Genomic DNA, 24,200 nt, shown 5'->3' on the forward strand with positions numbered 1-24,200 from the left:
TTCCGGCGCTCCAGGGCGGCGGACACGCCGCCGACCCCGCCGGGGCGGGGTCGGCGCTGCCGGGCTCAGGAGTGGCCGAGCTCCTCGGCCGGGCCGTCCGGCTCCACCGAGCCGGAGGTGCGGTCGGGGTGCAACTGGAGCGGCTCGACCACCAGCTCGTCCAGGATCAGCTCGGACGGCGCCGGCGGGGCCGGGATGACGGCCGCCTCGGAGTGGCCGCCGCAGCCGTACGCGAAGGAGACGATCTGGCCGTCGGCCGGACCGAACTCGTTGCCGCAGACGCCGAAGGCCTGACCGAGCGAGCCGCCGATCGGGACGAGGAAGCCGCAGCTCGCGCAGGAGGCCGGCGCGGCCTGTGCCATCGGGGTCTGCGGGCCGTGCGCCTTCTCCCAGCGGTCGGCGGCCAGGTGCAGACCGAGCCGGGAGAGCACCCGGCTGCGGCCCAGTCCGAGCTCCTCGGCGAGGGCGCCGATCTGGGCGCGGGCCGGCGCCGGCTGGACGTTCGGGTCGGAGACGATGACGTCCTCGTCGGCGGCCAGCGCGACCACGGAGTTCGGCGCCGGCTCGTCCTCGCCGGTCCAGCCGGGCTCCAGGCGCAGGTCGTCGGCGTCGGTGGGCAGCAGGTCCCCGGGGCCCATGTCGCCGGGGCGCAGTCGTTCGCTCCACGGCACCCACTGCGGCGCGAGGACGGCGTCGGCGCCCGGCAGCAGCACGACCTCGTCCAGGGTGACGTTCTTGGCGCGCGGGGCACGGGCCACGGTGACGGCCCAGTGCCAGCCCCGGTATGCCGCGTCCAGGCACTCGAAGGTGTGGGTGACGACGCGGTCGGCATCCGCCTGGACGCCGAGGTGCGCCCCTACGGTCTCTGCTCCGACGGCCTCGTCCGCGGCCTGCCGGGCGAGTTCGACGGCCTCGGCACAGAGCCGATCGGGGGTACGGCTTCGCATCGCAGCACTCACGGCGTCGATTCTCTCCCAGTTCTTCTGTTGCCCACGGCGTGTTGCCCTGTCCGTCGCGGCTCGGTGTCCCTCGACCATTCTGCGCGACCACGGGCCGCCACGGATACCGGCCGCGCCGCTCGTCCGGTCCCCCGGAGTCCGGTGCGCGTTCGGGCGGACCCTGGGCAGGCTACCCGCCGGTCGGCCACCCGGCACAGTCCGGGGCGGCCGCCGGCCCCGGAAGGGCCGCGCCGAGCGGACCGGAATCCCGCGTCGCAGAACCGATTCTGGGGCAGGATGGGCTTGTGGCGGACGAAAAACCGTCGCAGCACGCACTGCGCGCCTCGCAGGCCGGCAGCCCCGACGAGGCGAACGCCGTGCCGCGACAGCAGGCTACGGCCCTCGCTGCGGGCGAACCGCAGCCGGTGGGCGCCTCCACGGCGCCCGGACCGGGCGGCGACGGGCCGCCGGTGGATCTCGTGAAGCACCCGGACCGGCCGGTCGACGCGGCGCTCGACAAGGCCGCGGAACACGACGGGGCGACAGAACTCGACGAGGCCGCGGAGCCGCGCCGTCACTTCCTGGTCCGCACCGCCTCCGCCGCCGGCTCCCGGACGGGCAAGGTCGTCCACGGCACCGGCCGGCGGATCCGCCGGGCCACCTCCGCCGAGGGCGCCGGGGAGTCCGGCCTGGCCAAGCTGATCGAGCTGCACGCGCTGAACTCCTTCGGCGACATGCTGATCACCGTGGCGCTGGCGTCCACCATCTTCTTCTCCGTCCCCACCGGCGAGGCCCGCGGCCGGGTCGCCCTCTACCTGCTGATCACCATGGCGCCGTTCGCCCTGCTGGCCCCGGTGATCGGCCCGCTGCTGGACCGCCTGCCGCACGGCCGCCGGGCCGCGATGGCGATGTCGATGCTGGCCCGTGCGGTCCTGGCGTGGACGATGGCCGGCACGGTGGCCGGCGGCGGCCTGGCGCTCTATCCGGAGGCGCTGGGCGTGCTGGTGGCGTCCAAGGCGTACGGGGTGGTGCGCAGCGTGGTGGTGCCCCGGCTGCTGCCGAGCCGGCTGTCACTCGTCAAGGCGAACTCCCGGGTCACCCTGGCCGGTTTGCTCGCCACCATGGTGGCGGCGGGGGTCGGCGGGCTGCTGCACCTGATCGGGCCGGGCTGGCCGCTTCGCGGCGCCTTCCTGGTCTTCGTGGTCGGCACCCTGATGGCCTTCCACCTGCCGCACAAGGTGGACTCCGCCAAGGGCGAGCAGCGAGCCGTCCTGCACGCCGAGGTGCATGCCGAGGCCGCCCCGGGTGCCGAGGCGGCGACGGGCGCCGGTGCGGCGGCCCCGAAGGCGTCCCTGCGCACCGTCGGTCCGTCGGTGATCTTGGCCCTGCGGGCGATGTCGGCGCTGCGCTGGCTGGTCGGCTTCCTGGTGATGTTCCTGGCGTTCCTGCTGCGCGACGACCCCGTCGGCGGACTGCAGCCGACCCTGGCGCTCGGCCTGGTGGCACTGGCCGCCGGTACCGGCAACGCGCTCGGCTCGGTGCTCGGCTCCTGGCTGCGGACCCGCGGCTCGGAGGCGACGGTCACCGCGATGCTGCTGCTGGCCACCTGCGCGACGGCCGCCGCCGCGCTCTGGTACGGCGTGGTGACGGTGGTGGTGGTCGCCGCGGCGTCGGGGGTGGCGGCCTCGCTGGGCAAACTGGCGCTGGACGCGCTGATCCAGCGGGACGTCCCGGAGTCGGTGCGGACGTCGGCCTTCGCCCGCTCGGAGACGTTGCTCCAGCTGTCCTGGGTGGCCGGCGGCGCGGTCGGCATCCTGCTGCCGCTGGACGGCGCGCTGGGCCTCTCGGTGGCGGCCGCGGTGGTCGGCCTGGTGCTGCTCTGGACGATCCGCTCGCTGTTCAAGGTGGGGGTGCGGCGGCGCGCGGGCGCACCGCGGGTGGCCTAGGGTGCCGACCGCAACACGCGGTTGCCGACCCCCGCGTAGCGTGATCGGCAAAGCCCGGTAGCCTCTGACGCATGAGCCTCAGCACCCGTGTCATCGCCGCCGTCGGCGCCGTCGTCGTGATCGGCGCCGGCACGGTCGGCGGGTCCATCGCCTACGCGATGGGCCAGGAAGAACCCTCCAGCCACCGTGTGACCCTCACGGTCGGCCGTTCCTCCATGGAGGTCGGCCCGTTCTGCTTCAACGACGGCAAGCCGCTCACCGAGCAGCAGCAGGAGGAGTGCCAGGACAGCGCGAGCCGGGCCCTGGACGCGGGCAAACTCCCCACCTCCGACGTGGTCGCCAGTGACCAGCTCGGTCTCGGTGTGACCCCGGACGTGGCCGACCGCGGCTGGTGGGCCAACACCAATGGCGGCCAGCAGGCGCAGGGCGGCCGCTTCATCCTCGCCTCCGCCGCCAAGGGCTCGACCTACTCCGGCTCGGTGTCGGCCTCCAAGGCCCTCAACGCCACCGGCAAGACCCTGGTCACCGTGGTCGAGTCGGACCCGAAGCAGCCGGACGCGATCTACGGCGTCTGGTACTTCCAGCTGAACACCCAGGACGCCTGACCGGCCGTCCGATGACCGCGCGACTTCCCGCACGTCACGACGACGAGCAGTCGGCCCCCGGGTGGGGCCGGCTGCTCGTCGTCGTCGCGGTGCCGGCCGAGGCCTCGGCCGTGCTGCGGGGTCTGGGCCGGTCCGAGGGCGTCGCCGAGCCCGACCCGGTGCCGGTGCCCGGCGGTGAGCTGCACCGCGTCGAGCACCCCTCGGGGGTCACCGTGGACGTGCTGGCGGGCGGGGTCGGCCCGGCCGCCGCCGCCTCGGCCGCGTCCGCCGCGCTCGCGGTCGGCAGCTACGACCTGGTGGTCTCGGCCGGTATCGGCGGCGGGTTCGCCCCGCAGGCGCCGGTCGGCGCGACCGTGGTCGCCGAGGCGATCGTCGCCGCCGATCTGGGCGCGGAGACCCCGGAGGGTTTCGCCGACGTCACCGAGCTGGGTTTCGGGACGGTCCGGCACACCCCGGCCCCGGCCGCCGTGGCGCTCGCCACCGAGGCGCTGGCCTCCCAGGCACTGGGCGCCGCCGCCGATGCCGCTGCCCCCACCGCCTCGACCGCCCCTGCCACCTCCACCGCCGTGCCCGCCGTCGTCACCGGCACCGTGCTCACCGTCTCGACGGTGACCGGCAGCGCCGAGCGCGCCGCCGCCCTGATCGCCCGCCACCCCCGCGCGGTGGCCGAGGCGATGGAGGGCTTCGGGGTCGCCGAGGCCGCCGCCCGGCACGGGGTGCCGGCCTTCGAGCTGCGCACCGTGTCCAACCCGGTGGGCCCCCGCGACCGGGCCGCCTGGCGGATCGGCGAGGCACTGGCCGCACTGGAGCGGGCCTTCGCCGCGCTCCCCTACCCGGAGCTTCTGACGACGTCCAAGGAGGCCCGCCGTGGCTGAACGGCTGAGCATCGCCTACTCGCCCTGCCCGAACGACACCTTCGTCTTCCACGCCTGGACGCACGGCCTGGTGCCCGGCGCGGAGGCACCCGAGGTCACCTTCGCGGACATCGACATCACCAACGGGCTGGCCGAGCGCGGCGAGCTGGACCTCCTCAAGGTCAGCTACGCCGCCCTGCCCTGGGTGCTGGACGAGTACACGCTGCTGCCCTGCGGCGGCGCGCTCGGCCGGGGCTGCGGCCCCCTGGTGCTCACCCGCCCCGAGACCGGCGACGACCTGAGCGGCCGGACGGTGGCCGTCCCCTCCGAGCGGTCCACGGCCTACCTGCTGTTCCGGCTCTGGGCGGCCAAGGCGGTGCCCGGCGGCCTGGGGAAGATCGTCGTCCTGCCGTTCCACGAGATCATGCCCGCCGTCCGGGAGGGCCGGGTGGACGCCGGTCTGGTGATCCACGAGGCCCGGTTCACGTACCGGCAGTACGGGCTGCGCAGCCTGGCCGACATGGGTGAGGTCTGGGAGCGGGAGACCGGCCTGCCGATCCCGCTCGGCGCGATCATCGCCAAGCGTTCGCTGGGGGCCGAGCGGCTGCGCGCGATCACCGAGGCGATCCGCGCCTCCGTCCGGCAGGCCTGGGCGGACCCGTCGGCCGGCCGGGAGTACGTGCTCGCGCACGCCCAGGAGATGGACCCGGCCGTCGCCGACCAGCACATCGGCCTGTACGTCAACGAGTTCACCGCCGACCTCGGCGAGGACGGCTACGCCGCCGTGCGGGCGCTGCTCACCCGGGCCGCCGCCGAGGGGCTGGTGCCCCCGCTCGACCCGGGCGCGCTGGACGCCTGAGGACGACCGGCCGGCCGGACGCGGCCCAACCCGGCCCGGCCCGGCCGGACGCGGCCTACACGTCGAACTGGTCCGCCACCGCGCGCAGCACGCCGGCCAGCTTCTGACCGGTCGGCTTGGCCGGGTAGCGGCCGTGCTGGAGGCCGGGCAGCACCGCGTCCATCATGGTGATCAAGTCCTGTACGAGCGCCGCCATGTCGTCCGGGCTCTTGCGGGTGGCGGCGGCGACCGACGGCAACGCGTCCAGCAGCTGCACGGCCATCGCCTGGTCGCCGCGGTGGCCCGCGACCACCCCGAACTCGACCCGCTGGCCGGGCTTCAGCACGGTGACACCGGCGGGCAGCGCCTTGGTGTGGACGAAGACGTCGCCGCCGTCGTCGCGCGAAAGGAAGCCGAAGCCCTTCGTCTCGTTGAACCACTTGACCTGGCCGGTGGGCATCTCGAACAGTCCTCGATGTGGGTGTGAGGGATCCCGGCCCTGGCCGGGGATCACTGGGTGGAAGGGCGGGCCGACCTCGGCTCCGCGCCCGTGGGGGCGCTCATGGTCAGCACGCTGTGGGGAGCAGACTAACGGTCCGTCACTGCCTCATCCGCGGTCCGCGGAAGATCCGTACCGGGCTCTGGTGGCCACCGGCGATCCGGTATCGGCATGGCCGGGGCGCGACTTAGCGCTTTCCACTGGCTCACACCCCCGGTCTGAGGAGACGGGGCGCACCTGTCGCACCCCTCGGCACAGCCTGCATACCCCCGCCCAGCAGGGATCAAAACTCCCAGCTTCCGGGAAACTGCGCAACGTGACCGGACGAGTCGTCTGCGAAGCGCTCCACCGCCGCCGCGACCGGCTGCCTCTGCCAGACTGGGACGGCAGACCGACCGCAGAGGAGCACCCAGTGAGCAGCCAGAGCGCCGACCGCGGCGACGCCTACGTCAAGGCCGGAGCGATCGTCTTCGGGCTCGGAGCGCTCGCCACCCTGGTCACCTTCGTCCCGCTGTTCCTGCACCTGACGCCGCTGCCGACGGCCGCGTACTGGCTGAGCATGCTGATGCCGCTGGGCTTCCTGCTCGCCCTGACCGGCCTGCTGCTCTCCGCCCGCGCCCAGCGCCGCCGGGTGCACGCCGGCGCCTGAGCGCCGGAGCGCCGGCACGCGCGGATTCGCGCCGGGGCCCGCGCCCGGCGCCCGCGCCGGGCGCGGCTAGCCGACCGGGCGCGCGGCCAGGTGCCCGGCCAGCCAGGCCGGGAAGTCGGTGAGGTCGTCCAGCACCACGTCCGCGCCCGCCGCCCACAGCTGCTCGGCCCCGTACGGTCCGGTGGCCACGGCCACCGCGACGGCGTCCGCGTGCCTGGCCCCCACGATGTCGCCCAGGTGGTCCCCGACGTACACCGTCGCGCCGTGCTCGCGCAGCGCGACGCCCTTGGTCTCCGCCCAGAGGTCCCCCACCAGCGCGTCCGCGTGCAGCCCGGCGTGCTCCAGGTGCAGCCGGGCGTTCGGCTCGTACTTGCCGGTGATCACCGCGACCCGGCCGCCGTGGGCGCGCACCGCGTCGATCGCGGCGTGCGCGCCGGGCAGGGCGACGGTGGGGGCGAAGGCGTGGTCCCGGTACAGCTCGCGGTAGCGGTCGGCGGCCGCCGACACCCGCTCGGCCGGGAACCAGTTGCGCATCTCGTCCAGGAGCGGCGGGCCGAGCCGGGTGACCACGAGGTCCGCGTCGATGTACGCACCGGTCTCGGCCGCGAGCGCCAGGTAGGTGGCCCGGATTCCGGGCCGGGTGTCCAGCAGGGTCATGTCGAGGTCGAAGCCGACGGTGATCGGGACATCCGCAGTCGCAGGCATACCGGTCAGGCTATCCAACCCCGCCGCCGCACCGCCGGGGCTCCGGCCTCCTGGCCCCCGCTTCGGACCGGGAGCCCCGACCTCCGGCCGGGAGCCCCGACTTCCGGCCGGAGGTCCGGAACGATTTGCTCCGACTTCTCCGTGGAACTTAGGTTTGCCTGAGCTATCTGCGAGAGAGAGCCATGACCGACACCACCGCGCCGACGGCCGCACCCCGGTCCGCGCCCGCGCCCGGCAGGCAACTGCTGCTGCGCCGCCGAATACTGTGGCTCGCCGCCGCCCTGACCCTGCTGGCCGCCGCCGTCCTGCTGAGCCTCGCCGTCGGCAGCCGCACCATCCCGTTCGGGGAGACCCTGCACGCCCTGCTGTACGGCGGGGACACCACCGACGCCGTGGTGATCCGCGAGCTGCGGGTGCCCCGGACGGTGGTCGGCCTCGCGGTCGGCGCGGCGCTCGGTCTGGCCGGCGCCGTGATGCAGGGCATCACCCGCAACCCGATCGCCGACCCGGGCATCCTCGGCGTCAGCCAGGGCGCGGCGGCCGGCGTGGTGCTGGCGATCTCGGCGTTCGGCATCTCCACGCTCACCGGGTACGTCTGGTTCGGCTTCGCCGGGGCCGTGATCGCCACCGTGCTGGTCTACGGGCTGGCCGGCCGGGGCCGGGGCGGGGCGACCCCGATCAAGCTGGCGCTGGCCGGCTCGGCGATGTCCGCGTTCATCGCCTCGCTCAACACCATGGTGCTCACCACCGACGCGGCCGCCATGGACCAGTTCCGGTTCTGGCACGTCGGGTCGCTCTCCGGGCGCACCGCCGACGTGGCCTGGCAGCTGCTGCCGTTCCTGCTGGTCGGCACGGTGCTGGTGTTCGCGGTGGCGCGCGGGCTGGACGCGCTGGCGCTCGGCGACGACACCGCGAAGGGGCTCGGCGCCAGGACCGGCCTGGTGCGGGCGGTCGGCGCGCTCGGCGCGACGGTGCTGACCGGCTCGGCGGTCGCCGCGGCCGGCCCGATCGCCTTCGTCGGCCTCGCCGTCCCGCACGCCGCCCGCGCGGTGGCCGGGGCGGACCACCGCTGGGTGCTCACCTTCTCGGCCGTCCTCGGCCCGGCGCTGCTGCTGCTCGCCGACGCGCTCGGCCGGGTGCTCTTCCCGCCCTCCGAGGTGCCGGCCGGGGTGATGACCGCGCTGGTCGGGGTGCCGGTGCTGGTCGCCCTGGTCCGGCGGCGCAAGGTGGTGGCCGCGTGAGCGCGTCCGCCGTCCCCCTGCGGGGCTACACCGTGCTGCGCGCCGGGCGCGCCTCCTTCCTGCTGCACCGCCGCTCGGCCGTCGCGGTGTTCGGACTGCTGCTGGCGCTGGCCGCCACCGTGGTCGCCTCGCTCTGCCTGGGCGAGTCCACCGTCTCCCCCGCCGAGGTGGTGAAGGTGGTGCTGGGGCAGCCCAGCGCGCACGAGCTGGTGGTCGGCGAGTTCCGGCTGCCCCGGGTGGTGGTGGGGCTGCTGGTCGGCACCGCCCTCGGCCTGGCCGGGGCGCTGATCCAGACCGTCGCCCGCAATCCGCTGGCCAGTCCCGACGTGGTCGGCGTCTCCTGGGGCGCCACCGCCACCGTGGTCGGCCTGATGGCGTACGGGGTGGTCGGCTCGGCCGGTCAGGTGCCGTACGCGGCGGTGGCCAGCGGCCTGGTGGCCGGTCTGCTGGTGTACGCGCTGGCCTGGCGGCGCGGGCTGCACGCCCAGCGCTTCGTGCTGATCGGCATCGGCATCAGCGTCGCGCTCTCCTCGCTCACCTCGGTCTTCCTCACCAAGGGCGACGGCTTCCAGGCGCAGGCGGCGAAGGTCTGGATGACCGGCAGCCTCAACGGCTCCGGCTACGACCAGGCCGGCTGGCTCGCCTGGGTGCTGCTGGCCGCCGTGCCGGTGGCGCTCTGGGCGGCGCGGGCGCAGCGCTCGATCTCCTTCGACGACGCCACCGCCGTCGGGCTGGGCCTGCGGCTGGACCGGATCCGGCTCGGCATGGGCCTGCTCGGCATCGTGCTGGCCTCCTGCGCGGCGGGTGCGGCCGGGCCGGTGGACTTCGTCGCGCTGATGGCCCCGCAGATCGCCCTGCGGCTGGCCCGCTCGGCGCAGGTCCCGCTGTTCTGCTCGGCACTGACCGGCGCGCTGGTGGTCGTCCTGGCCGACCTGCTGGCCCGGCGGCTGCTCTCGCCCACCGAGCTGCCGGTCGGCGTGGTGACCGGCCTGGTCGGCGCGCCGTACCTGATGTGGCTGCTCGTCCGATCCCGCCGTGGAGGTTCCTGATGTCCGCCCGTCCGATGCCGGCCCACCGTCTCGAGGCCCAGGGCCTGACCCTCGCCTACGAGGCGCGCACGGTCGTGGAGGGGCTGGACCTGACCGTCCCGGACGGCCGGGTGACGGTGATCGTCGGGCCCAACGCCTGCGGCAAGTCGACGCTGCTGCGCGCACTCGGCCGGCTGCTGAAGCCCGCGCGCGGCGCGGTGCTGCTGGACGGCGGCGAACTGGCGCGCCTCCCCACCAAGCGGATCGCCCAGCGGATCGGGCTGCTCCCGCAGTCCCCGACCGCGCCCGAGGGCATCTCGGTGGCCGACCTGGTCTCGCGCGGGCGCCAGCCGCACCAGAGCTGGTGGCGGCAGTGGTCGGCCGAGGACGAGCGGGCGGTGGCGGAGGCGCTGGAGCGCACCTCCACCGCGGAGCTGGCCGAGCGCAGCGTGGACGAGCTGTCCGGTGGCCAGCGCCAGCGGGCCTGGATCGCCATGGCGCTCGCCCAGGGCACCGACATCCTGCTGCTGGACGAGCCGACGACGTTCCTGGACATCGCGCACCAGGTCGAGGTGCTGGACCTCGTGCGGCGGCTCAACGTCGAGCGCGGGCGGACGGTCGTCGCCGTGCTGCACGACCTCAACCAGGCCGCCCGCTACGCCGACCACCTGGTGGCGATGCGCGCCGGGCGAATCGTCGCGCAGGGCCCGCCCGCCGAGGTGGTGACGGCGGAGCTGGTGCGCGAGGTGTTCGGCCTGGACTCGGTGGTCGTACCGGACCCGGTGACCGGCACCCCGCTGGTCGTCCCGGGCGCGCCGTGGGCGGTGAAGGCGGACGCCTAGCGGGCATTTCGGACATAATCGACGCGCCTGCGGCCGCCGCCGGCACGCCCGTCCCCTGTCCGCCCCGCCCGAGGACCGCCGAGGACCGCCGATGCCCCCGATCACCCGCCGCACCCTGCTCGCGGGGCTCGGCGCCGCCGCCCTCGCCGGGTGCAGCACCCGGCAGACCGCCCTGCCCGCCGACAGCGCCGCCGCGGTCGTCACACCGAGCCCGACCCCGGTGCCCGACGTCACGGTCACCGCCGCGACGGGCCCGGTGACCGTACCGGGCGCGCCGGTGCGCGTCGTCACCCTGGACACCGCCGAGCTGGACTCCGCGCTGACCCTCGGCATCACCCCCGTCGGCGCGGCCCTGGCGCCCCTGGACTCCGGGTTCCCCGACTACTGGCCCACCTCCCGGCTCACCGGGATCACCCGGGTCGGCGACATCGGCGCCCCGGACCTCGCCGCGATCCGCGCCCTGCGGCCCGACCTGATCCTCTCCAACCAGACCCGCGACGGCGGCCGCTACGACCAGCTGCGCGAGATCGCCCCCACCGTGCTGACCCAGACCACCGGCCACCCCTGGAAGGCCGGCGTCCAACTGCACGCGCAGGCGCTGAGCCGCCAGGACGCGGCGGCGGCCTTCGCCGGCTCCTACCAGCGGCACGTCTCCCAGGTGGTCCAGGCGCTCTCCAACGCCAAGGCGTCCGGACGCCGGATCAGCCTGGTCAGGTTCGTCGAGGGCGGCGGCATCCGGCTGTACGGCAAGCAGAACTTCCTCGGCACGGTGCTGGCCGACGTCCAGCTCGGCCGGCCGGACGCGCAGAACGTCGACCAGTTCGACGTGGAGGTCCCGGCGGACCAGATCGCCAAGGCCGACGGCGACCTGCTGCTGTACGCCACCTACGGGGACCCGGAACGAGCCGGTACCCGGGCCGCGCTGGCCTCCCCCGGCTGGCAGGGGCTCGGCGCCGTCCGCGCCCACCGGGCCTTCGAGGTGGACGACCAGCTCTGGTTCCAGGGCATCGGGTACACGGGGGCCAACTTCGTCCTCGCCGAGCTCCAGCGCTTCCTGGGAGCCTGAGTCGGGCTACCGGGCCGGCGGGGCCTGGTATCCCTCCGGCGGGCCGGGCGCTCGGCACTCTTCGCCCAATCGGACAATGATCACTACATCGGGCCGGAACCGGACCATCCGGACTCGCGTCACCTATCCCGGGCGTCCGTACGGCGCCCGGTCGGCACACACGGGGAGGGACTCATGGCAGACGGATTCAAGGTCGATCTGGGTGCCTTGGACGACGCGGCCTCAGGGATCACGAACACCCTGGCGAAGCTGCAGTTCAAGAAGGTCAGCGACCTCGACCCGAAGAAGGAGGACTTCGGGCACGGTCACCTGGCCGACGTCGTCGAGAAGTTCTGCACCCGCTGGGAGCTCGGCGTGGAGAACCTGGCCAAGGACGCACAGTCCGTCACGGCACGGCTCAACGCCAGCGTGAAGGCCTACCGCCAGGTCGACGGACACGTCGTCGGCCACTTGAACGGAACCCTCAGCCGTGACAGCGGCGAGGACCCGGGGGCGAAGTGATGGCGAAGGAACTGGGCAGCACGTCCGACCCGAAGGAGCTCGTGCCGGGCGACCCGGAATCGATCTCCTCCACCTGCGCCTGGCTCAAGAGCTACGGCGACACCCTGCACTCGACCGGCGAGGGCCTGAAGAAGATCGACACCGTCGAGGGGTGGTCGGGCAAGGCCGGCGACGCCTTCCGGGAGGCCTTCGAGGGCGAGCCCGGCAAGTGGCTGGAGGCCGGCGACTGCTTCCACAACGCCGCCACCGCGCTCACCGCCTACCAGTCGACCCTGACCTGGGCGCAGGGGCAGGCGGCCGAGGCGATCCGCCAGTGGGACGCGGGCCAGAGCGCCAGCGGCAAGGCCAAGACGGACCACCGGGAAGCGGAGAAGAACGCCGGCCACGAGCTGCCGTTCACCGACCCCGGCGAGAGCACCCGCAACGGCGCGAAGGCGACGCTGAACAACGCCCGCAGCCAGCTCAAGTCCGCCGGTGACACGGCGGCGAAGACCGTCGCCACCGCGCGCGACAAGGCTCCCGAGGAGCCCGGCTTCTGGGACGGCGTGGGCGACTTCTTCTCCGACGCGGGGGACTTCCTGGCCGACGTCGGCCAGGTCGTCGTGGAGGACCTCGCCTCGGTCGGCAACGCCATGCTGCACAACCCGGGCGCCGCCCTGGAGGTCGCGGGAGGGCTCGCCCTCGCCACGGTCGGCGCGGGCGGCGAGGTCCTCGGCGTCGGCCTGGACCTCACCGGCGTCGGCGCGGTCGTGGGCGTGCCGGTCGGCGTGCTCTCGGCCGGTGTCATCGCCACCGGCCTCGGCGTGGCCGGCATGGGCGCGAGCGAGATCGGCAAGGACGCCATGGGCGCCAACCGGGTCCACATGGAGGGCGAGGGCGGCGGCGGTGGCAGCGCGTCGAGCGAGCTGCACACCCAGCCGTCGAAGGGGGTGGACCCGGCCGCGACACCGGAGGGGCACACCACCAACATCCCGAGGAACGCCGACGCGACGACCGTCCGCGCGTTCCAGCGGGAGAACGAGTCCGCCGAGATCATGGCGCGCAACGGCTACAAGGTCGAGCAGAACCCCAACGTCACCGGGACGACCAAGAACCCCGACTACCGCATCGAGGGCGAGGTGTTCGACTGCTACGCGCCGACCGCCTCGAACCCGCGCTCCATCTCCACCGGCATCCAGAAGAAGGTGGAGTCGGGGCAGGCCGACCGCATCGTGCTGAACCTCTCCGACAGCGGTGTCGACGCGGCCGCCATGCGCAAGCAGCTGCAGGACTGGCCGATCGAGGGCCTCAAGGAGATCAAGGTCATCGACTCGTCCGGCAACGTCGTCCACTTCTACCCCTAGACAGAGCGAGAGAGACGCCCAGCATGGCCATTGCCTACAGCCTCGACCTGGTGACGCCGCTCACCGCGTCCGAGGTCGCCCGGAAGCTCGACGAAATCGCCCGTCCGCAGGGCCTGTTCGGCGCCGAGGAGGACGCCGGCACGCTGGTCGGCGACGGCGCCGTCACCGTCCACGGCACCTGGGTCAAGGTGGTCGCGACCAAGGCGATCCCGTGGGGGGACCCGCTGATCGGCGGGCGCCCGTTCGGGGCGACCGTCTCGGTGGCCTTCCGCCTGGACAAGGACGCCGACATCTCCGGCCAGCAGGACGACACCGTCCGGCTGACGCTCGGCCTGCTCGGCCAGGTGCCCGGCGATGCCGTGCTGCACCTCGACTACGAGGACGTCTGGCTGGTCCGCCAGGGCGGCGCGCTGAGCCTGAGCGAGCGCTCCGACCTCTGGCCGGCGCACCGCCTGGCCGCCGTTCCACAGCCCTACCGGCGGGAAACGCAGGACTTCTTCTTCCCGGAGGACTGAACCGCCTGATCCTGGCGGCGAGGCCCCTGCCCTGGTGGGCGGGGGCCTTCGGGTTGCCGTGTCAGGTGGCCGTGATGCGGGAGCAACTGGACCATCTCGTGGAGATCAGCCAGCTCACCCATGTGACCATTCAGATCCTGCCGTTTCGCTGCACTGAGTATGTATCCACAGATACTTCCTTCATGATCGTGTGTGGCCCCCACGGCGATCTCGACACGGTATTGATGGAGCATCCAGGCGGCTCCTCCTACCTACGACGTCCACTACGGCTTCGCCGGCGTGCTGTACTGACCGACCGGCAGCTGCGGCGACGGCCCCCTCGCCCCCGGCGGTTTCCAGGGGAGCGCCGACCGCTGTCCGACGAGCTGCCGCTGCCCCCTGGTGGCGACAGCTGCCCCCCGCCTGGCTCTTCGACGGGCCAGGCGGGGCTTTCGGAGGCTCGGGAGAATCTTCGAGGCAGCGGGCCACGATCACCTGTCAGAGGACACGGCTGGGTGGCCCGTTCCGTCGAGGGGGTCCGACGGGGCACCCACGGTGGCGATCAGAGCCGCCAAGCCGTCGAGGTGACGGTCGAGCCCGAAGGTGAACATGGATTCGCCGGACAGGTCCAGGCCAGGATCGGCGCGGGCAGCGGTGAAGGCGGGATAGGTACCGTCCGACAGCAGCGTGGCCATCCGGGCCTCCTGAACCTGCATCCACTGGTCGCCGGTGACGCCGCTGGCACGGTCCGCTTCCTGCTCCGCCGCGAGGTCGACCGCGCAGCCCCGGACGAAGGCGAAGAGGGAGACTGCCGCGTGCATCCGGGCGTTGGCGTCGAGACCGAGGCCCTCCAGGGCCGCCAGGGCCCACTCGACATGGCGCATGCCGTTGGGTGCGAGCAGCGGGCGGGCGAGGTTCATCGCGGCCGCGAGCCAGGGGTGAGCCTGGTAGAGCCCCCACTGGGCCCGGGCCGAGACCTCCAGGCGGGACCGCCAGTCGGCCGGGGCCGGGGCGGGCAGCCGCGCCTCGGCGTAGGCAGCGTCTACCATCAGCGCGAGGAGCTGATCCCGGTTCTGCACGTGCCGGTACAGCGACATCGCCGAAGTGCCGAGTTCGGCGGCCAGCCGCCGCATGGTGAGCGCGGCCGCCCCCTCCGCGTCGGCGACGGCGATCCCCGCCCGCACCAGGCGCCGGCGCGCGGCCGACTCCTCCGACGGCCCGTCCGCCAGTCGTCCCGTCACCCGCCCGGCCGTCCGCGACGCACGGGGGGCGGCGCAGACCACGGTGCCCACCCCGGGCACCGCCCGGGTCAGGCCCTCCTGCCGCAGGACGGCCAGGGCCTTGGTCGCCGTGGCCATGGCGACCCCCCACCGCTGGGTGAGTGCCCGCGTGGAGGGCACCCGTTCCCCCGGGCGCAGCTCGCCGGTCTCGATGCGATGCCGCAGTTCGGCGGCGATCCTCGCGTACGGGTGCTCCGAGGGCATGATGCACTCCTTAGTGTACTAGTGCACGAAGCCTAGTGCACTAGCATTCCTTCCTCAATTCCGCACTTCACACAGGGATTTGCCGGTCATACGTTGTACACATCGAACGGAGAGAGGAACCAGAGATGACCACCACCACTACCGCCGCTCGCACCGTGCTGATCTCCGGCGCCAGCGTGGCCGGCCCCGCACTCGCCTACTGGCTGCACCGCCACGGCTTCACCCCCACCGTGGTGGAGCGCGCCGGAGCGGTGCGCCAGGGCGGCTACGCGGTGGACTTCCGCGGCGAAGCCCTGGACGTGCTGCAGCGGATGGGCCTGCTGGAGCGGATCCGCGAACTGGACACCGAGATGGGCGACGCGGCACTGGTGGACGCCGAGGGCCGCCAGTACGCGACCCTGCCCGCCGTGATCTTCGCGGGTGACCTGGAGGTCCTCAAGGGCGATCTGACCGGGATGCTGTACGAGGCCACCCGCGACGACGTCGAGTACGTCTTCGGAGACTCCATCGCGAGCCTGACCGAGGACGAGCAGGGCGTGGAGGTCACCTTCGAGCGCGGCGCTCCCCGCCACTTCGACCTGGTCGTCGGCGCCGACGGATTGCACTCGCGGACCCGGGCGCTCGCCTTCGGCCCCGAGGAGCGGTTCGTCCGCCACCTCGGCATCTACACCGCCATCTTCAGCCTGGACAACTACCTCGGCCTCAAGAACACCGGCCGCCTCTACGCCACCCCGGGCAAGGCCGCCAACATCTTCACCGCCCGCGCCGACACAGAGGCCCGCGCCGCCTTCCACCTCGCCGCCGAGCACCTGGAGTACGACCGCCACGACCGCGCCGGGCAGCAGCGCATCATCGCCGAACGCTTCGCCGACGACGGCTGGGAGGTCCCGCGCCTTCTCCACGAGATGGCGCAGGCACCCGACTTCTTCTTCGACGCCAACGCCCAGGTGGAGATGGACACCTGGTCGAAGGGGCGGATCGTGCTGCTCGGCGACGCCGGCTACTGCGCCGGCCCGACCTCCGGCCGCGGCACCTCGCAGGCGTTGATCGGTGCCTACATCCTGGCCGGTGAACTCGCCGCCTCCGGAGGTGACCACCTGGTGGCTTTCGCCGCGTACGAGCGCGAGATGCGCGGCTACGTGACGGAGCACCAGACCCTCGGCCGCGAGGGCGCCGAGCGGTTCTTCATGCCCGCCCCCACCCAGGAGATCCTGGACATGCTGGCCGCCCAGACACCCGAGAACACCCGCACCAGCCCGGTCCGGCTGCGTGACTACGCCGCATCGTCGCCGGCCGGGCCGACGGCGGTCGCAGCGGCCGCGGGCACCGTCTGACGGACAGAGCCCGACGTGGCAGCCGTAGACGGGCGGAAGGGCCCGGACCACCCGTAGCCCTCGGCCACCGCGCCGCCCACCCGGGGATACGTCGGCGTGCCGTACCGACCGCCCGGCCGCCCCCCGAGGACGGCCGCCGCGCCCCGTCAGTGCTCGACGGTGACCACGATCTTGCCGAGCTGGTTGCCGGCCTCCAGGTAGCGGTGGGCCTCGGCGATCTCGTGCAGGCCGAAGACGCGGTCCACCACCGGGGTGAGGGATCCGGTGCGCAGACCGGAGGTGACGAAGGCCTCCGCACGGCGCAGCCGCTCCGGGTCGAGCGTCGTCTCGTGGATCACGTAGCTGCGCATGTTCACTGCGGGCATGCCGAGTTCGAAGTTCGGATAGGGGGTCGGCTCGCCGCTCAACCAGCCGTAGAACAGCAGCGTGCCGCCGGGCGCGATCGCCCGGACGAGGTCCACCGCGCCGGGGCCGGCCACGGCGTCGAAGACGAACTCGGCGCCCCGGCCCGAGGTCAGGGCCAGCACGCGCTCGGAGACGACTTCCTCGTCCGTGACGATCACCTCGGCCGCTCCCGCCTTGAGCAGCGCCTCCCGCTTGGCCCGGGTACGGGTGGTGGCGATCGGCACCGCCCCCACCCGCTGGGCGATCTGGATCGCGGCCAGACCCACGCTGCTGGAGGCGGCGGTCAGCACGACGGTGTCCCCCGCCCGCAGGCCGCCGACCTCCACCAGCGCGCCGTAGGCCGTCACGTACGGCATCCAGACCGCCGCGCCCTCGACGGCTCCGAGCCCGGCGGGCCGGTGCAGCACGGCGGCCGCGGGGACGATCGCGCGCTCGGCGTAGACGGGGTAGTCGTTCATCGAGAACGCGGGCACCACGCTGACCGGCTGCCCGGCCTCGAACCCGGTCACGCCGGCCCCGACCGCTTCGACCACGCCCGCCGCCTCGGCGCCGAGCCCGGCGGGGAACCGCCGGGGGGTCTCGATGTAGGTGCCGCTGCGGAACAGTGCCTCGGCCCGGTTGATCCCGATCGCGTCCACCCGGATCAGCAGCTCACCGGGGCCGGGCGAGCCGACCTGCACGTCCTCCAGCCGCAGCACCTCCGGCCCGCCGTGCTCGTGGAACCGTACCGTCCTGGCCATCGCGCATCGCCCCCTTCCGATCGGTGACGGCGGTGCGGGGTGCGCTCCGCCGCAGTTCACTGAATCCGAAAGTACGTCAGCTGTCAAACTTTGATGGCCGACGTACTTTGATGGCTGCCGTACCATGGCCGCGAGAGACAGGGACATCGATGGTGACTACACAGCGCAACGGGCAGCGGGACCGCGTCCCGCCACACCCGGACCTCCGGGAGATCGGCCTTCAGCAGGTCCTGGAGGCCGTGGTCGATCCGGTCCGCCGCCGGATCGTCGCCGAGCTGGACGCGGCCGCCGAGGACCTCGCCTGCGGGACGATCGACCTACCGGTCAGCAAGTCCACCGCCACCCACCACTTCCACGTACTGCGCGAGGCCGGGCTCATCCGCCAGTACTACAGGGGTACTTCGCGGATGAACGCGCTGCGCCGCGAGGAGTTCGAGGAGGCCTTCCCCGGCCTGCTCGGCGCACTGCGGATCGAGCGCGAGCGGGGCTGAACCGGCCCACCGGCCGCTCAGCCCGGCCCGCCCGCGGCGTAACGGGCCGGCGGCATGCCCACGGCCGCGGTGAAGTCCCGGGTGAGGTGCGCCTGGTCCGCGTAGCCGAGGTCGGCCGCGAGGGCGGCCCAGTCGACGTCCAGGCCCTGGTCGGCGCGCCGGGCCGCCTCGTGCAGACGGGCGCGGCGCAGGACCCACTTGGGGCTCGCACCCACGTACTCGGCGAAGAGCCGCTGGAGCCGGCGGACGGAGACGCCGAACTCCGCGGCCAGCTCGTCCACCCGGCGCAGATCGGACCCTGCGGTGACGCGCTCCACCATCGCGGCGGCCAGCTCGGCCGAATGGTCCGCCACCGGCTCCGGCAGCCGCGCGAGCAGGAACGCGTCCACCGACCCGACCTGCTCCGAACCACCCCGGAGCACCGCCTCGTTGAGCCGGTCGACCGCCGGGCCGAAGACGTCCGCCGCCGGCATCACCCGGTCGGCGAACCCGGCCGCCGGACGGTCGGTGAACGGAGCGAGCCCACCCGGCCGGAACTTCACCCCCAGCACGTGCCCGGCCCCTTCCAGCCGCCGGACGAACAGCGACCGGTCGACCCCGTAGACGCCGGCCCGCGGCGCCTCGAAGACCAGGTGGACGTTGGGGTGGGCGAGCACCTTCTGCTCGTGGCACGGCAGACCGCGACGGTCCCAGCGCACCAGCCAGTAGAACTCGACGAGGCGGGCCAGCCCGGGAGCGGGCTCGTAGCGGGCCAGGTCGACCACGCCCGCCGCCCGCCCGGGGTGGAGCACGCCGGGCCCGAGACCGCCCGCCCCGGGGCTGGTTGAGCCGGGGCCGGTTGGCCCGGGGCCGGTTGACCCGGGGCGAGTTGACCCGAGGTCGGGCGATCCGGGGTCGGGGGAAGCCATGCCACCAGGCTAGCCGTCGCGTTTCTTCAAGACCCCGCACGGCCCGCGGTCCCAGGATCGGCACATGAACGGTCACGCACTCCACCCCCTGCTCGCCCGCGCCGCGACGGAAGCAGCACGCCTCGCCCACGGCGTCCGGCCCGAACAGCTGGAAGGCCCCACCCCCTGCGCGGAATTCGACACCCGTGCGCTGGTCAACCACTGGGTGCTCTACACCTCCCACGGCCTGGAGCACCGGGCCCGCCGGGAGCCGCTGCCACCGGAGCTGACCGATCGCGACTTCACCGCCGACCCCGCCTGGGCCGACGCCTACGCGGCTCAGCTGGACCGGGCCGTGGCGGCCTGGGCCGACCCGGCCGCCTGGGAGGGGGACATCGACCTCGGCGGGACGGCGATGCCCGCGACCGCCGTCGCGCGGATGCTGATCAAGGAGCTGGTGGTGCACGGCTGGGACGTCGCCCGGGCCACCGGCCGGCGGACGGAGGTCGCGGACGACCTGGCCGCAGCCGTCCTCGGGGTGGTCGAGGAGTACGCCGGGATCTACCGCCAGTACGGGGGGTTCGCCGACCCGGTGCCACTGCCCGCCGACGCATCCCTGTTCGAGCGCACCCTCGCCGCCTCCGGTCGTGACCCGCTGTGGACCCCCGGCCCGGCGAACGCGGCACCCTCCGCCTGAGCGGCTCCGTCCGTCGTACACCCCCGCAGGTCACGTACAGGCTCAACCCTCCGGCCGGGCACGCCTCTTCATCGCCACGGCCAGCAGGAACACCGCCGACAGCACGGCCGCGAGGCGGATCACGCCCGGAGCGGCCGACCAGGCGATCTCGCCGGCCGGCTGTCCGGGCTGCAGGCCGCCGCCCCAGCGGCCCTGGGCGCGGCCCCAGTACCAGAGGCTGGTGCCGCTGATCGTCGCCAGCGGGATGCCGAGGATGGCGAACTTGCGGGTGAGGTCGCTCAGTTGCCGTGACATGTAGCCGAGGGCCCAGCCCACCAGCATGACCAGGATCTGGCCGCTGACGGCGCCGCCGACCAGCGTCACCGAGGCGAGCAGCAGGAGCGGGGACGGTCTGCGGCCGGCCGACACGGACGACTTCGGGGACTTGCCGGCAGCGGGCTCGGCCTGCGGCGGCGTCTTCGCCCGGCCCCGGCCCCGGCTTCTGCCCCGCGCCTTGCCGGCGGCCTTCTCCCGGCCCTTGACCGGGGCGGGCTCGGCGGGTGGCTCGGCCACCTCCGCCGCCGCCTCCTCGCCGTCCATCCGCTGCTCGGGCATCGGCTTGATCGCCGCCCCCGGGCCGTCCGAGAAGTTGAGCATCACCAAGTCCCAGCCGCCCGTGTCGGCGGACGCGTACAGCTGCGGCGGCGGCAGGGCGTCCGGATCCGCCGGCGCGTCCCGGACCGACTCCGTCACCCACGGCGAGCCCGGCTCCCCCGGCCCGGCCGCCGGCCTCGACCGCGAGGGCGCGGGCACGGTCGGGGGCGCGGCAGGGGGCGCGGACGGCGGGGAGGACGGGCGCGGGGGCACCACCGGCGCGCCGGCGGCGTACACGCTGTCCCCGTCCGCCGCGCCGGCGGCGCCACCACCGCTCGCCCCACCCCCGGCAGCGCCCGCACCGCCGCCCGACGGCCCGCTCCACGGCCCGCGCTTACGCCACCACTCGCCGTCCGCCATCACCCAGCACCCCGCCTCACCCGAGCCCGTCCCCGAAGACCTCGAAGGACCGCGCGAGGCTCCACCGATCCCCGCGGATCCCCGCTGATCGTGACGCTACCCACCCGGCCCCCGCCCACGCGAGCCCGTCCCGCCCAGCGGCCCGGGCACGGACCCGAACACGGACACCGCCACCCCGCCCACCCGGCGCAACCACCCTCCGACGACGGATCCCCACCGACACCCGACGCGACTAACCTAGGTCGAATGACCACACAGCAGGGCCCCCAACGCACCGGCAAAGCGCCCGCCGGCCCCCGCACCCTGGCCGAGGAGCTCCGCACCCGCGCGGACGACGACCTCGCCGCCCTGCTCCGGTCCCGCCCCGACCTGCTCAACCCCGTCCCCGGCGACCTCACCCAGCTCGCCGCCCGGCTCTCCTCCCGCGCCTCCGCGCTGCGCGCCCTGGAGCGGCTGGACCGCTTCACCCTGCAGGTCGCCGAGGCCCTGGCCGCCGCCCCCGACGGCGCGTCCCCGGCCACCGTCCGCACCCTGCTGACCGGCCCCGCCAAGGTCAAGCCGCACCCGGGCGCCACCCCGCTGAGCGCCGCCGACCGGGCCGCCGTCGCCGCCGCCCTGCCCCGCGCCCTGACCACCCTGCGCGAGCGCGCACTGCTCTGGGGCCCCGACAACGGACTGCGGCTGGTCATCGCGGCCCGTGAGGCGCTGGCGCCGACCGCCGCCAACCCGGGCCGAACCGGCCTCGGCCCGACGCTCGCCGACGCGACCGCCGGCATGTCCCCGGCCCGGATCCAGCAGTTGCTGGTCTCCGCCGGGCAGCCCGCCACCCCCGACCCGGTCACCGCCGTCGCCGCGCTCGCCGACCTGTTCACCGACCGGGCCCGGTGCGACGCGCTGCTCGCCACCGCCCCCGAGCCGGCCCTGCGCCTGCTGGACCGCCTGGTCTGGGGCCCGCCCACCGGCACCGTCCCGGACGCCACCCGCCCGGTCACCGCCGAGGACGCGCAGAGCCCGGTCGAGTGGCTGCTGGCCCGCGGCCTGCTGCTGCCGAGCAGCCCCGGCAGCGTGGTGCTGCCCCGCGAGCTCGCCCTGCACCTGCGCGGCGGACGCACCCACCGCCTGGTCGAGCCCGTCCAGCCCGAACCGGCCCCGGCCGGCGCCCGGCGCGATCCCCAGGCTGTGGACGCGGCCGCCGCCGGGCAGGCGCACGCCGCCGTCCGGACGGTCGAGGAACTGCTCGACCTCTGGGGCCTCAACCCGCCGCCGACCCTGCGCGCCGGCGGGCTCGGCGTCCGCGACCTCAAGCGCACCGCGCAGGCCCTGGAGAGCACCGAGCAGCAGACCGCGTTCTGGCTCGAACTCGCCTACACCGCAGGCCTGCTGGCCCCCGATGGCGAGGCCGACGAGCGCTGGTGCCCCACCCCCGCGTTCGACGTCTGGCTCCAGCGGGACACCGCCGACCGCTGGGCCCTGCTGGCGGCCGGCTGGCTCACCGCCACCCGCGTCCCCGCCCTCACCGGCAGCCCGGACGGCAAGGGCAAGCAGCGCGCCGCCCTCGGCCCGGAACTCGACCGCACGCTGGCGCCGTCCGTGCGCCGCGCCACCCTCGCGCTGCTCGCCGAGCTGCCCCCCGGCACCCCCGCCACCGCCGACGAGCTGCTGCCCACCCTGCGGTGGCAGCGCCCGCTGCGCGGCGGACCGGTCACCGCGCCGCCCGCCGCCGGCGGACACCCCACCGGCACCGGGGCGACCACGGCCACCGGCCAGGGCCGCGACCTGCGGGACGACCTCACCGCCTGGACCCTCGCCGAGGCCGAACTGCTCGGCATCACCGGCCGCGGCGCACTGGCCGCCCCCGCCCGCGCCCTGCTCACCGCCGAGGCCGACCCCGCCGAGGTGCTCGCCCCGCTGCTGCCGCAACCGCTGGACCACGTCATCCTCCAGCCGGACCTCACCGCGATCGCCCCCGGCCCGCTGCTCACCCCGCTCGCCCAGGCGCTCGCGCTCTGCGCCGACATCGAGTCCAAGGGCGGCGCCACCGTCTACCGGTTCACCCCCGAGTCGGTCCGCCGCGCCCTCGACGCCGGCCGCAGCGCCGCCGACCTCCAGGCCTTCCTGGAGCAGCACTCGCGCACGCCCGTCCCGCAGCCGCTCAGCTACCTGATCGACGACGTGGCCCGGCGGCACGGCATCCTGCGGGTCGGCGCCGCCTCCTCGTACCTGCGCTGCGACGACCCTGCGCTGCTGGGCGAGGTCCTGGCCGACCGGCGCTCCGCCGACCTGCGGCTGCGCCTGCTCGCCCCGACGGTGCTGGCCTCCCAGGCGCCGCCGGACGTGCTGCTCGCCACCCTGCGCACGATGGGCTACGCGCCCGCGGCCGAGTCCGCCGAGGGCGACGTCCTGATCACCCGCCCGGACAGCCACCGCACCCCGCCGCGCGCGGCCCCCGTCCCGGTACCGGACGGCCCGCCGACACCCGACGACACCCTGCTCGCCGCCGCCATCAAGGCCATCCGGGCCGGCGACCGCGCCGCCACCGCCGTGCGCCGCGAGCCCGCCCCCGACCCGCGCCGGCTCCCCCGCACCGCGGCGGCCGAGACGCTCGCCTCGCTGCAGACCGCCGTCCTGCTCGGTGAGCGGATGTGGATCGGCTATCTGAACGCCGAGGGGGTCGCCAGCCAGCGCATCATCGACCCGGTCAAGGTCGAAGGCGGCTTCGTCACCGCCTTCGACCACCATGCGGACGAACTCCGGACGTTCGCCCTGCACCGGATCACCGGCGTGGCGGAGCTGGAGGACTAGGCGCCGGCCGGCGGATACCGCTCCCTCCCGGTCAGTGCCCCTTGGCGGCCTGCTCCTTCGCCTTCTCCTCCATCGCCTTGTCCGCCAGCTTGGCGATGTCGCCCTGGCCGACCGGCAGGCTGCCACCGCCGGCCGTGTCGGCGAGCAGGAAGGCGGGGGCGGCCAGCAGCCCGCCCGGGCCCTCGCCGATGCCCGCGAGGGCGTGGGCGGAGCCGGCGGAGGAGGCGGTCGCGGCGAAGGCCGAACCGAGGAGGGCGAGAGCGGTGAGGGCGCGCTTCGACTTGTTCATGACCTGCTCTAACGAGCGGCGGCGGCGCTGGTCACCGCCGTGCGTTTGACGCGCCCGGAAGGGCGGCGTAGTCCGGAGAGAGAGGGGGGGTTTCCCGGAAGGAGTCATCATGCTCGGCGATCTGATCGGTGAGGTACAGGGCCAGGACACCGGCCGGCGGGTTCTCGCCGCCGAGGCCGGCCACGTCGTGGTCGAGGTCTCGTTCGAAGGCACCGGCACCTACTACGGCATCGCGGTCTCGGGGTTCGGCACCTACGACTCCGAACTGCGCCCCGACGGCACGCTCCTCGGCGAGGGCCAGGGGGTCGACATGACCGCGGACGGCCAGACCATCACCTGGCAGGGCCGCGGCATCGGCCACTTCACCGAGGGCGGCGGCACCAGCTGGCGCGGTTCGCTCCTCTACTCCAGTGCCTCGGCGCAGTTCGAGCGGCTCAACGGCGTCGTCGGCCTGTTCGAGTACGAGGTCACCCCGGACGGCAAGTCCACCGGCAAGTTCTACGAGTGGAAGTAGCCCGCACGAAGCAGC

At 74.4% G+C, this 24,200-nt stretch carries 25 protein-coding genes and 1 pseudogene; 18 read left to right on the top strand and 8 right to left on the bottom strand.

Going from position 1 to position 24,200, the window contains the following annotated elements; translation table 11 throughout:
* Positions 1 to 65: 65 nt before the first annotated feature.
* On the bottom strand, positions 66 to 947 hold the full coding sequence (locus tag AB0J08_RS01200) for a DUF3027 domain-containing protein (RefSeq protein WP_360625174.1): 882 nt from the start codon (positions 945 to 947) through the stop codon (positions 66 to 68).
* A 572-nt stretch (positions 948 to 1,519) separates the two neighbouring features.
* Between AB0J08_RS01200 and AB0J08_RS01205 the strand changes: the two genes are divergently transcribed.
* The 4 genes from AB0J08_RS01205 (at position 1,520) to AB0J08_RS01220 (ending at position 5,202) form a co-directional block, all read left to right on the top strand.
* Positions 1,520 to 2,884: an MFS transporter gene (locus AB0J08_RS01205; protein ID WP_360625177.1), complete on the top strand. Its 1,365-nt coding sequence runs from the start codon at positions 1,520 to 1,522 to the stop codon at positions 2,882 to 2,884.
* 71 nt (positions 2,885 to 2,955) lie between these two features.
* Positions 2,956 to 3,489: a hypothetical protein gene (locus AB0J08_RS01210; RefSeq protein WP_360624826.1), complete on the top strand. Its 534-nt coding sequence runs from the start codon at positions 2,956 to 2,958 to the stop codon at positions 3,487 to 3,489.
* An 11-nt stretch (positions 3,490 to 3,500) separates the two neighbouring features.
* On the top strand, positions 3,501 to 4,364 hold the full coding sequence (mqnB, locus tag AB0J08_RS01215) for a futalosine hydrolase (protein WP_360624829.1): 864 nt from the start codon (positions 3,501 to 3,503) through the stop codon (positions 4,362 to 4,364).
* Positions 4,357 to 5,202, top strand: coding sequence for a 1,4-dihydroxy-6-naphthoate synthase (locus AB0J08_RS01220; RefSeq protein ID WP_360624833.1), 846 nt, complete (start codon positions 4,357 to 4,359; stop codon positions 5,200 to 5,202). Before mqnB ends, AB0J08_RS01220 begins: the two co-directional genes overlap by 8 nt.
* A 55-nt stretch (positions 5,203 to 5,257) precedes the next feature.
* Here AB0J08_RS01220 and AB0J08_RS01225 read toward each other — a convergent pair whose 3' ends face one another.
* A complete protein-coding gene (locus AB0J08_RS01225) occupies positions 5,258 to 5,641 on the bottom strand; it encodes a cold-shock protein (RefSeq protein ID WP_360624836.1) in 384 nt (127 codons plus the stop codon).
* Between the two features lie 451 nt (positions 5,642 to 6,092).
* Between AB0J08_RS01225 and AB0J08_RS01230 the strand changes: the two genes are divergently transcribed.
* Complete coding sequence (locus tag AB0J08_RS01230) at positions 6,093 to 6,329, top strand: hypothetical protein (protein WP_360624839.1); 237 nt, start codon at positions 6,093 to 6,095, stop codon at positions 6,327 to 6,329.
* Positions 6,330 to 6,395: 66 nt separating this feature from the next.
* Here AB0J08_RS01230 and AB0J08_RS01235 read toward each other — a convergent pair whose 3' ends face one another.
* Positions 6,396 to 7,034 (bottom strand): HAD hydrolase-like protein, encoded by a 639-nt coding sequence (locus AB0J08_RS01235; protein ID WP_360624842.1) that lies wholly within the window; start codon positions 7,032 to 7,034, stop codon positions 6,396 to 6,398.
* 182 nt (positions 7,035 to 7,216) lie between these two features.
* Here AB0J08_RS01235 and AB0J08_RS01240 point away from each other — a divergent pair, with 182 nt between their 5' ends.
* The 8 genes and pseudogenes from AB0J08_RS01240 to AB0J08_RS01275 form a co-directional block, all read left to right on the top strand.
* Complete coding sequence (locus AB0J08_RS01240; RefSeq protein WP_360624845.1) at positions 7,217 to 8,275, top strand: iron ABC transporter permease; 1,059 nt, start codon at positions 7,217 to 7,219, stop codon at positions 8,273 to 8,275.
* Positions 8,272 to 9,324, top strand: coding sequence for an iron chelate uptake ABC transporter family permease subunit (locus AB0J08_RS01245; protein ID WP_360624848.1), 1,053 nt, complete (start codon positions 8,272 to 8,274; stop codon positions 9,322 to 9,324). The genes AB0J08_RS01240 and AB0J08_RS01245 overlap by 4 nt, the downstream gene beginning before the upstream one ends.
* Positions 9,324 to 10,145, top strand: a complete 822-nt coding sequence (locus tag AB0J08_RS01250) for an ABC transporter ATP-binding protein (protein WP_360624851.1) — start codon at positions 9,324 to 9,326, stop codon at positions 10,143 to 10,145. The genes AB0J08_RS01245 and AB0J08_RS01250 overlap by 1 nt, the downstream gene beginning before the upstream one ends.
* 91 nt (positions 10,146 to 10,236) lie before the next feature.
* Entirely contained in the window at positions 10,237 to 11,211 is a 975-nt protein-coding gene (locus tag AB0J08_RS01255) for an iron-siderophore ABC transporter substrate-binding protein (RefSeq protein ID WP_360624855.1), read from the top strand.
* A gap of 174 nt (positions 11,212 to 11,385) precedes the next feature.
* Positions 11,386 to 11,712, top strand: coding sequence for a hypothetical protein (locus AB0J08_RS01260; RefSeq protein WP_360624858.1), 327 nt, complete (start codon positions 11,386 to 11,388; stop codon positions 11,710 to 11,712).
* Positions 11,712 to 13,055 (top strand): putative T7SS-secreted protein, encoded by a 1,344-nt coding sequence (locus tag AB0J08_RS01265; RefSeq protein WP_360624861.1) that lies wholly within the window; start codon positions 11,712 to 11,714, stop codon positions 13,053 to 13,055. Before AB0J08_RS01260 ends, AB0J08_RS01265 begins: the two co-directional genes overlap by 1 nt.
* Positions 13,056 to 13,078: 23 nt before the next feature.
* Positions 13,079 to 13,570 carry a SitI3 family protein gene (locus AB0J08_RS01270; protein ID WP_360624864.1) on the top strand — a complete coding sequence of 164 codons (492 nt, stop codon included), beginning with the start codon at positions 13,079 to 13,081 and terminating at the stop codon, positions 13,568 to 13,570.
* Positions 13,571 to 13,644: 74 nt separating this feature from the next.
* A pseudogene (locus AB0J08_RS01275) lies at positions 13,645 to 13,860 on the top strand (Scr1 family TA system antitoxin-like transcriptional regulator); the annotation flags it as partial.
* Positions 13,861 to 14,040: 180 nt separating this feature from the next.
* Here the strand turns inward: AB0J08_RS01275 and AB0J08_RS01280 are convergent.
* Positions 14,041 to 15,033 carry a TetR/AcrR family transcriptional regulator C-terminal domain-containing protein gene (locus AB0J08_RS01280; protein WP_360624867.1) on the bottom strand — a complete coding sequence of 331 codons (993 nt, stop codon included), beginning with the start codon at positions 15,031 to 15,033 and terminating at the stop codon, positions 14,041 to 14,043.
* 125 nt (positions 15,034 to 15,158) lie between these two features.
* Here AB0J08_RS01280 and AB0J08_RS01285 point away from each other — a divergent pair, with 125 nt between their 5' ends.
* Positions 15,159 to 16,367: an FAD-dependent monooxygenase gene (locus AB0J08_RS01285; protein WP_360624870.1), complete on the top strand. Its 1,209-nt coding sequence runs from the start codon at positions 15,159 to 15,161 to the stop codon at positions 16,365 to 16,367.
* 146 nt (positions 16,368 to 16,513) lie between these two features.
* Here AB0J08_RS01285 and AB0J08_RS01290 read toward each other — a convergent pair whose 3' ends face one another.
* The gene (locus AB0J08_RS01290; protein WP_360624873.1) at positions 16,514 to 17,512 is read right to left on the bottom strand and encodes a zinc-dependent alcohol dehydrogenase family protein; all 999 of its coding nucleotides are present in this window, start codon (positions 17,510 to 17,512) and stop codon (positions 16,514 to 16,516) included.
* A 149-nt stretch (positions 17,513 to 17,661) separates the two neighbouring features.
* Here AB0J08_RS01290 and AB0J08_RS01295 point away from each other — a divergent pair, with 149 nt between their 5' ends.
* Positions 17,662 to 18,003, top strand: a complete 342-nt coding sequence (locus AB0J08_RS01295) for a helix-turn-helix transcriptional regulator (RefSeq protein WP_360624876.1) — start codon at positions 17,662 to 17,664, stop codon at positions 18,001 to 18,003.
* A 17-nt stretch (positions 18,004 to 18,020) separates the two neighbouring features.
* Here the strand turns inward: AB0J08_RS01295 and AB0J08_RS01300 are convergent, their stop codons facing one another.
* A complete protein-coding gene (locus AB0J08_RS01300) occupies positions 18,021 to 18,794 on the bottom strand; it encodes a helix-turn-helix domain-containing protein (RefSeq protein ID WP_360624879.1) in 774 nt (257 codons plus the stop codon).
* Between the two features lie 181 nt (positions 18,795 to 18,975).
* Between AB0J08_RS01300 and AB0J08_RS01305 the strand changes: the two genes are divergently transcribed.
* Positions 18,976 to 19,587: a TIGR03086 family metal-binding protein gene (locus AB0J08_RS01305; RefSeq protein WP_360624882.1), complete on the top strand. Its 612-nt coding sequence runs from the start codon at positions 18,976 to 18,978 to the stop codon at positions 19,585 to 19,587.
* 42 nt (positions 19,588 to 19,629) lie between these two features.
* On the opposite strand, the gene AB0J08_RS01310 is transcribed toward AB0J08_RS01305, so the two are convergent.
* Complete coding sequence (locus AB0J08_RS01310) at positions 19,630 to 20,319, bottom strand: hypothetical protein (RefSeq protein WP_360624885.1); 690 nt, start codon at positions 20,317 to 20,319, stop codon at positions 19,630 to 19,632.
* A 507-nt stretch (positions 20,320 to 20,826) separates the two neighbouring features.
* Between AB0J08_RS01310 and AB0J08_RS01315 the strand changes: the two genes are divergently transcribed.
* On the top strand, positions 20,827 to 23,382 hold the full coding sequence (locus AB0J08_RS01315) for a helicase C-terminal domain-containing protein (RefSeq protein WP_360624888.1): 2,556 nt from the start codon (positions 20,827 to 20,829) through the stop codon (positions 23,380 to 23,382).
* Between the two features lie 31 nt (positions 23,383 to 23,413).
* Here the strand turns inward: AB0J08_RS01315 and AB0J08_RS01320 are convergent, their stop codons facing one another.
* Positions 23,414 to 23,671 (bottom strand): hypothetical protein, encoded by a 258-nt coding sequence (locus tag AB0J08_RS01320; RefSeq protein WP_360624891.1) that lies wholly within the window; start codon positions 23,669 to 23,671, stop codon positions 23,414 to 23,416.
* A 109-nt stretch (positions 23,672 to 23,780) separates the two neighbouring features.
* On the opposite strand from AB0J08_RS01320, the gene AB0J08_RS01325 reads away from it, so the two are divergent.
* Positions 23,781 to 24,185, top strand: a complete 405-nt coding sequence (locus AB0J08_RS01325; protein ID WP_360624894.1) for a hypothetical protein — start codon at positions 23,781 to 23,783, stop codon at positions 24,183 to 24,185.
* Positions 24,186 to 24,200: the final 15 nt, after the last annotated feature.

Origin of the sequence: Kitasatospora sp. NPDC050463, assembly GCF_040655255.1 — a bacterium.
In the GTDB taxonomy this organism is placed as follows: domain Bacteria; phylum Actinomycetota; class Actinomycetes; order Streptomycetales; family Streptomycetaceae; genus Kitasatospora.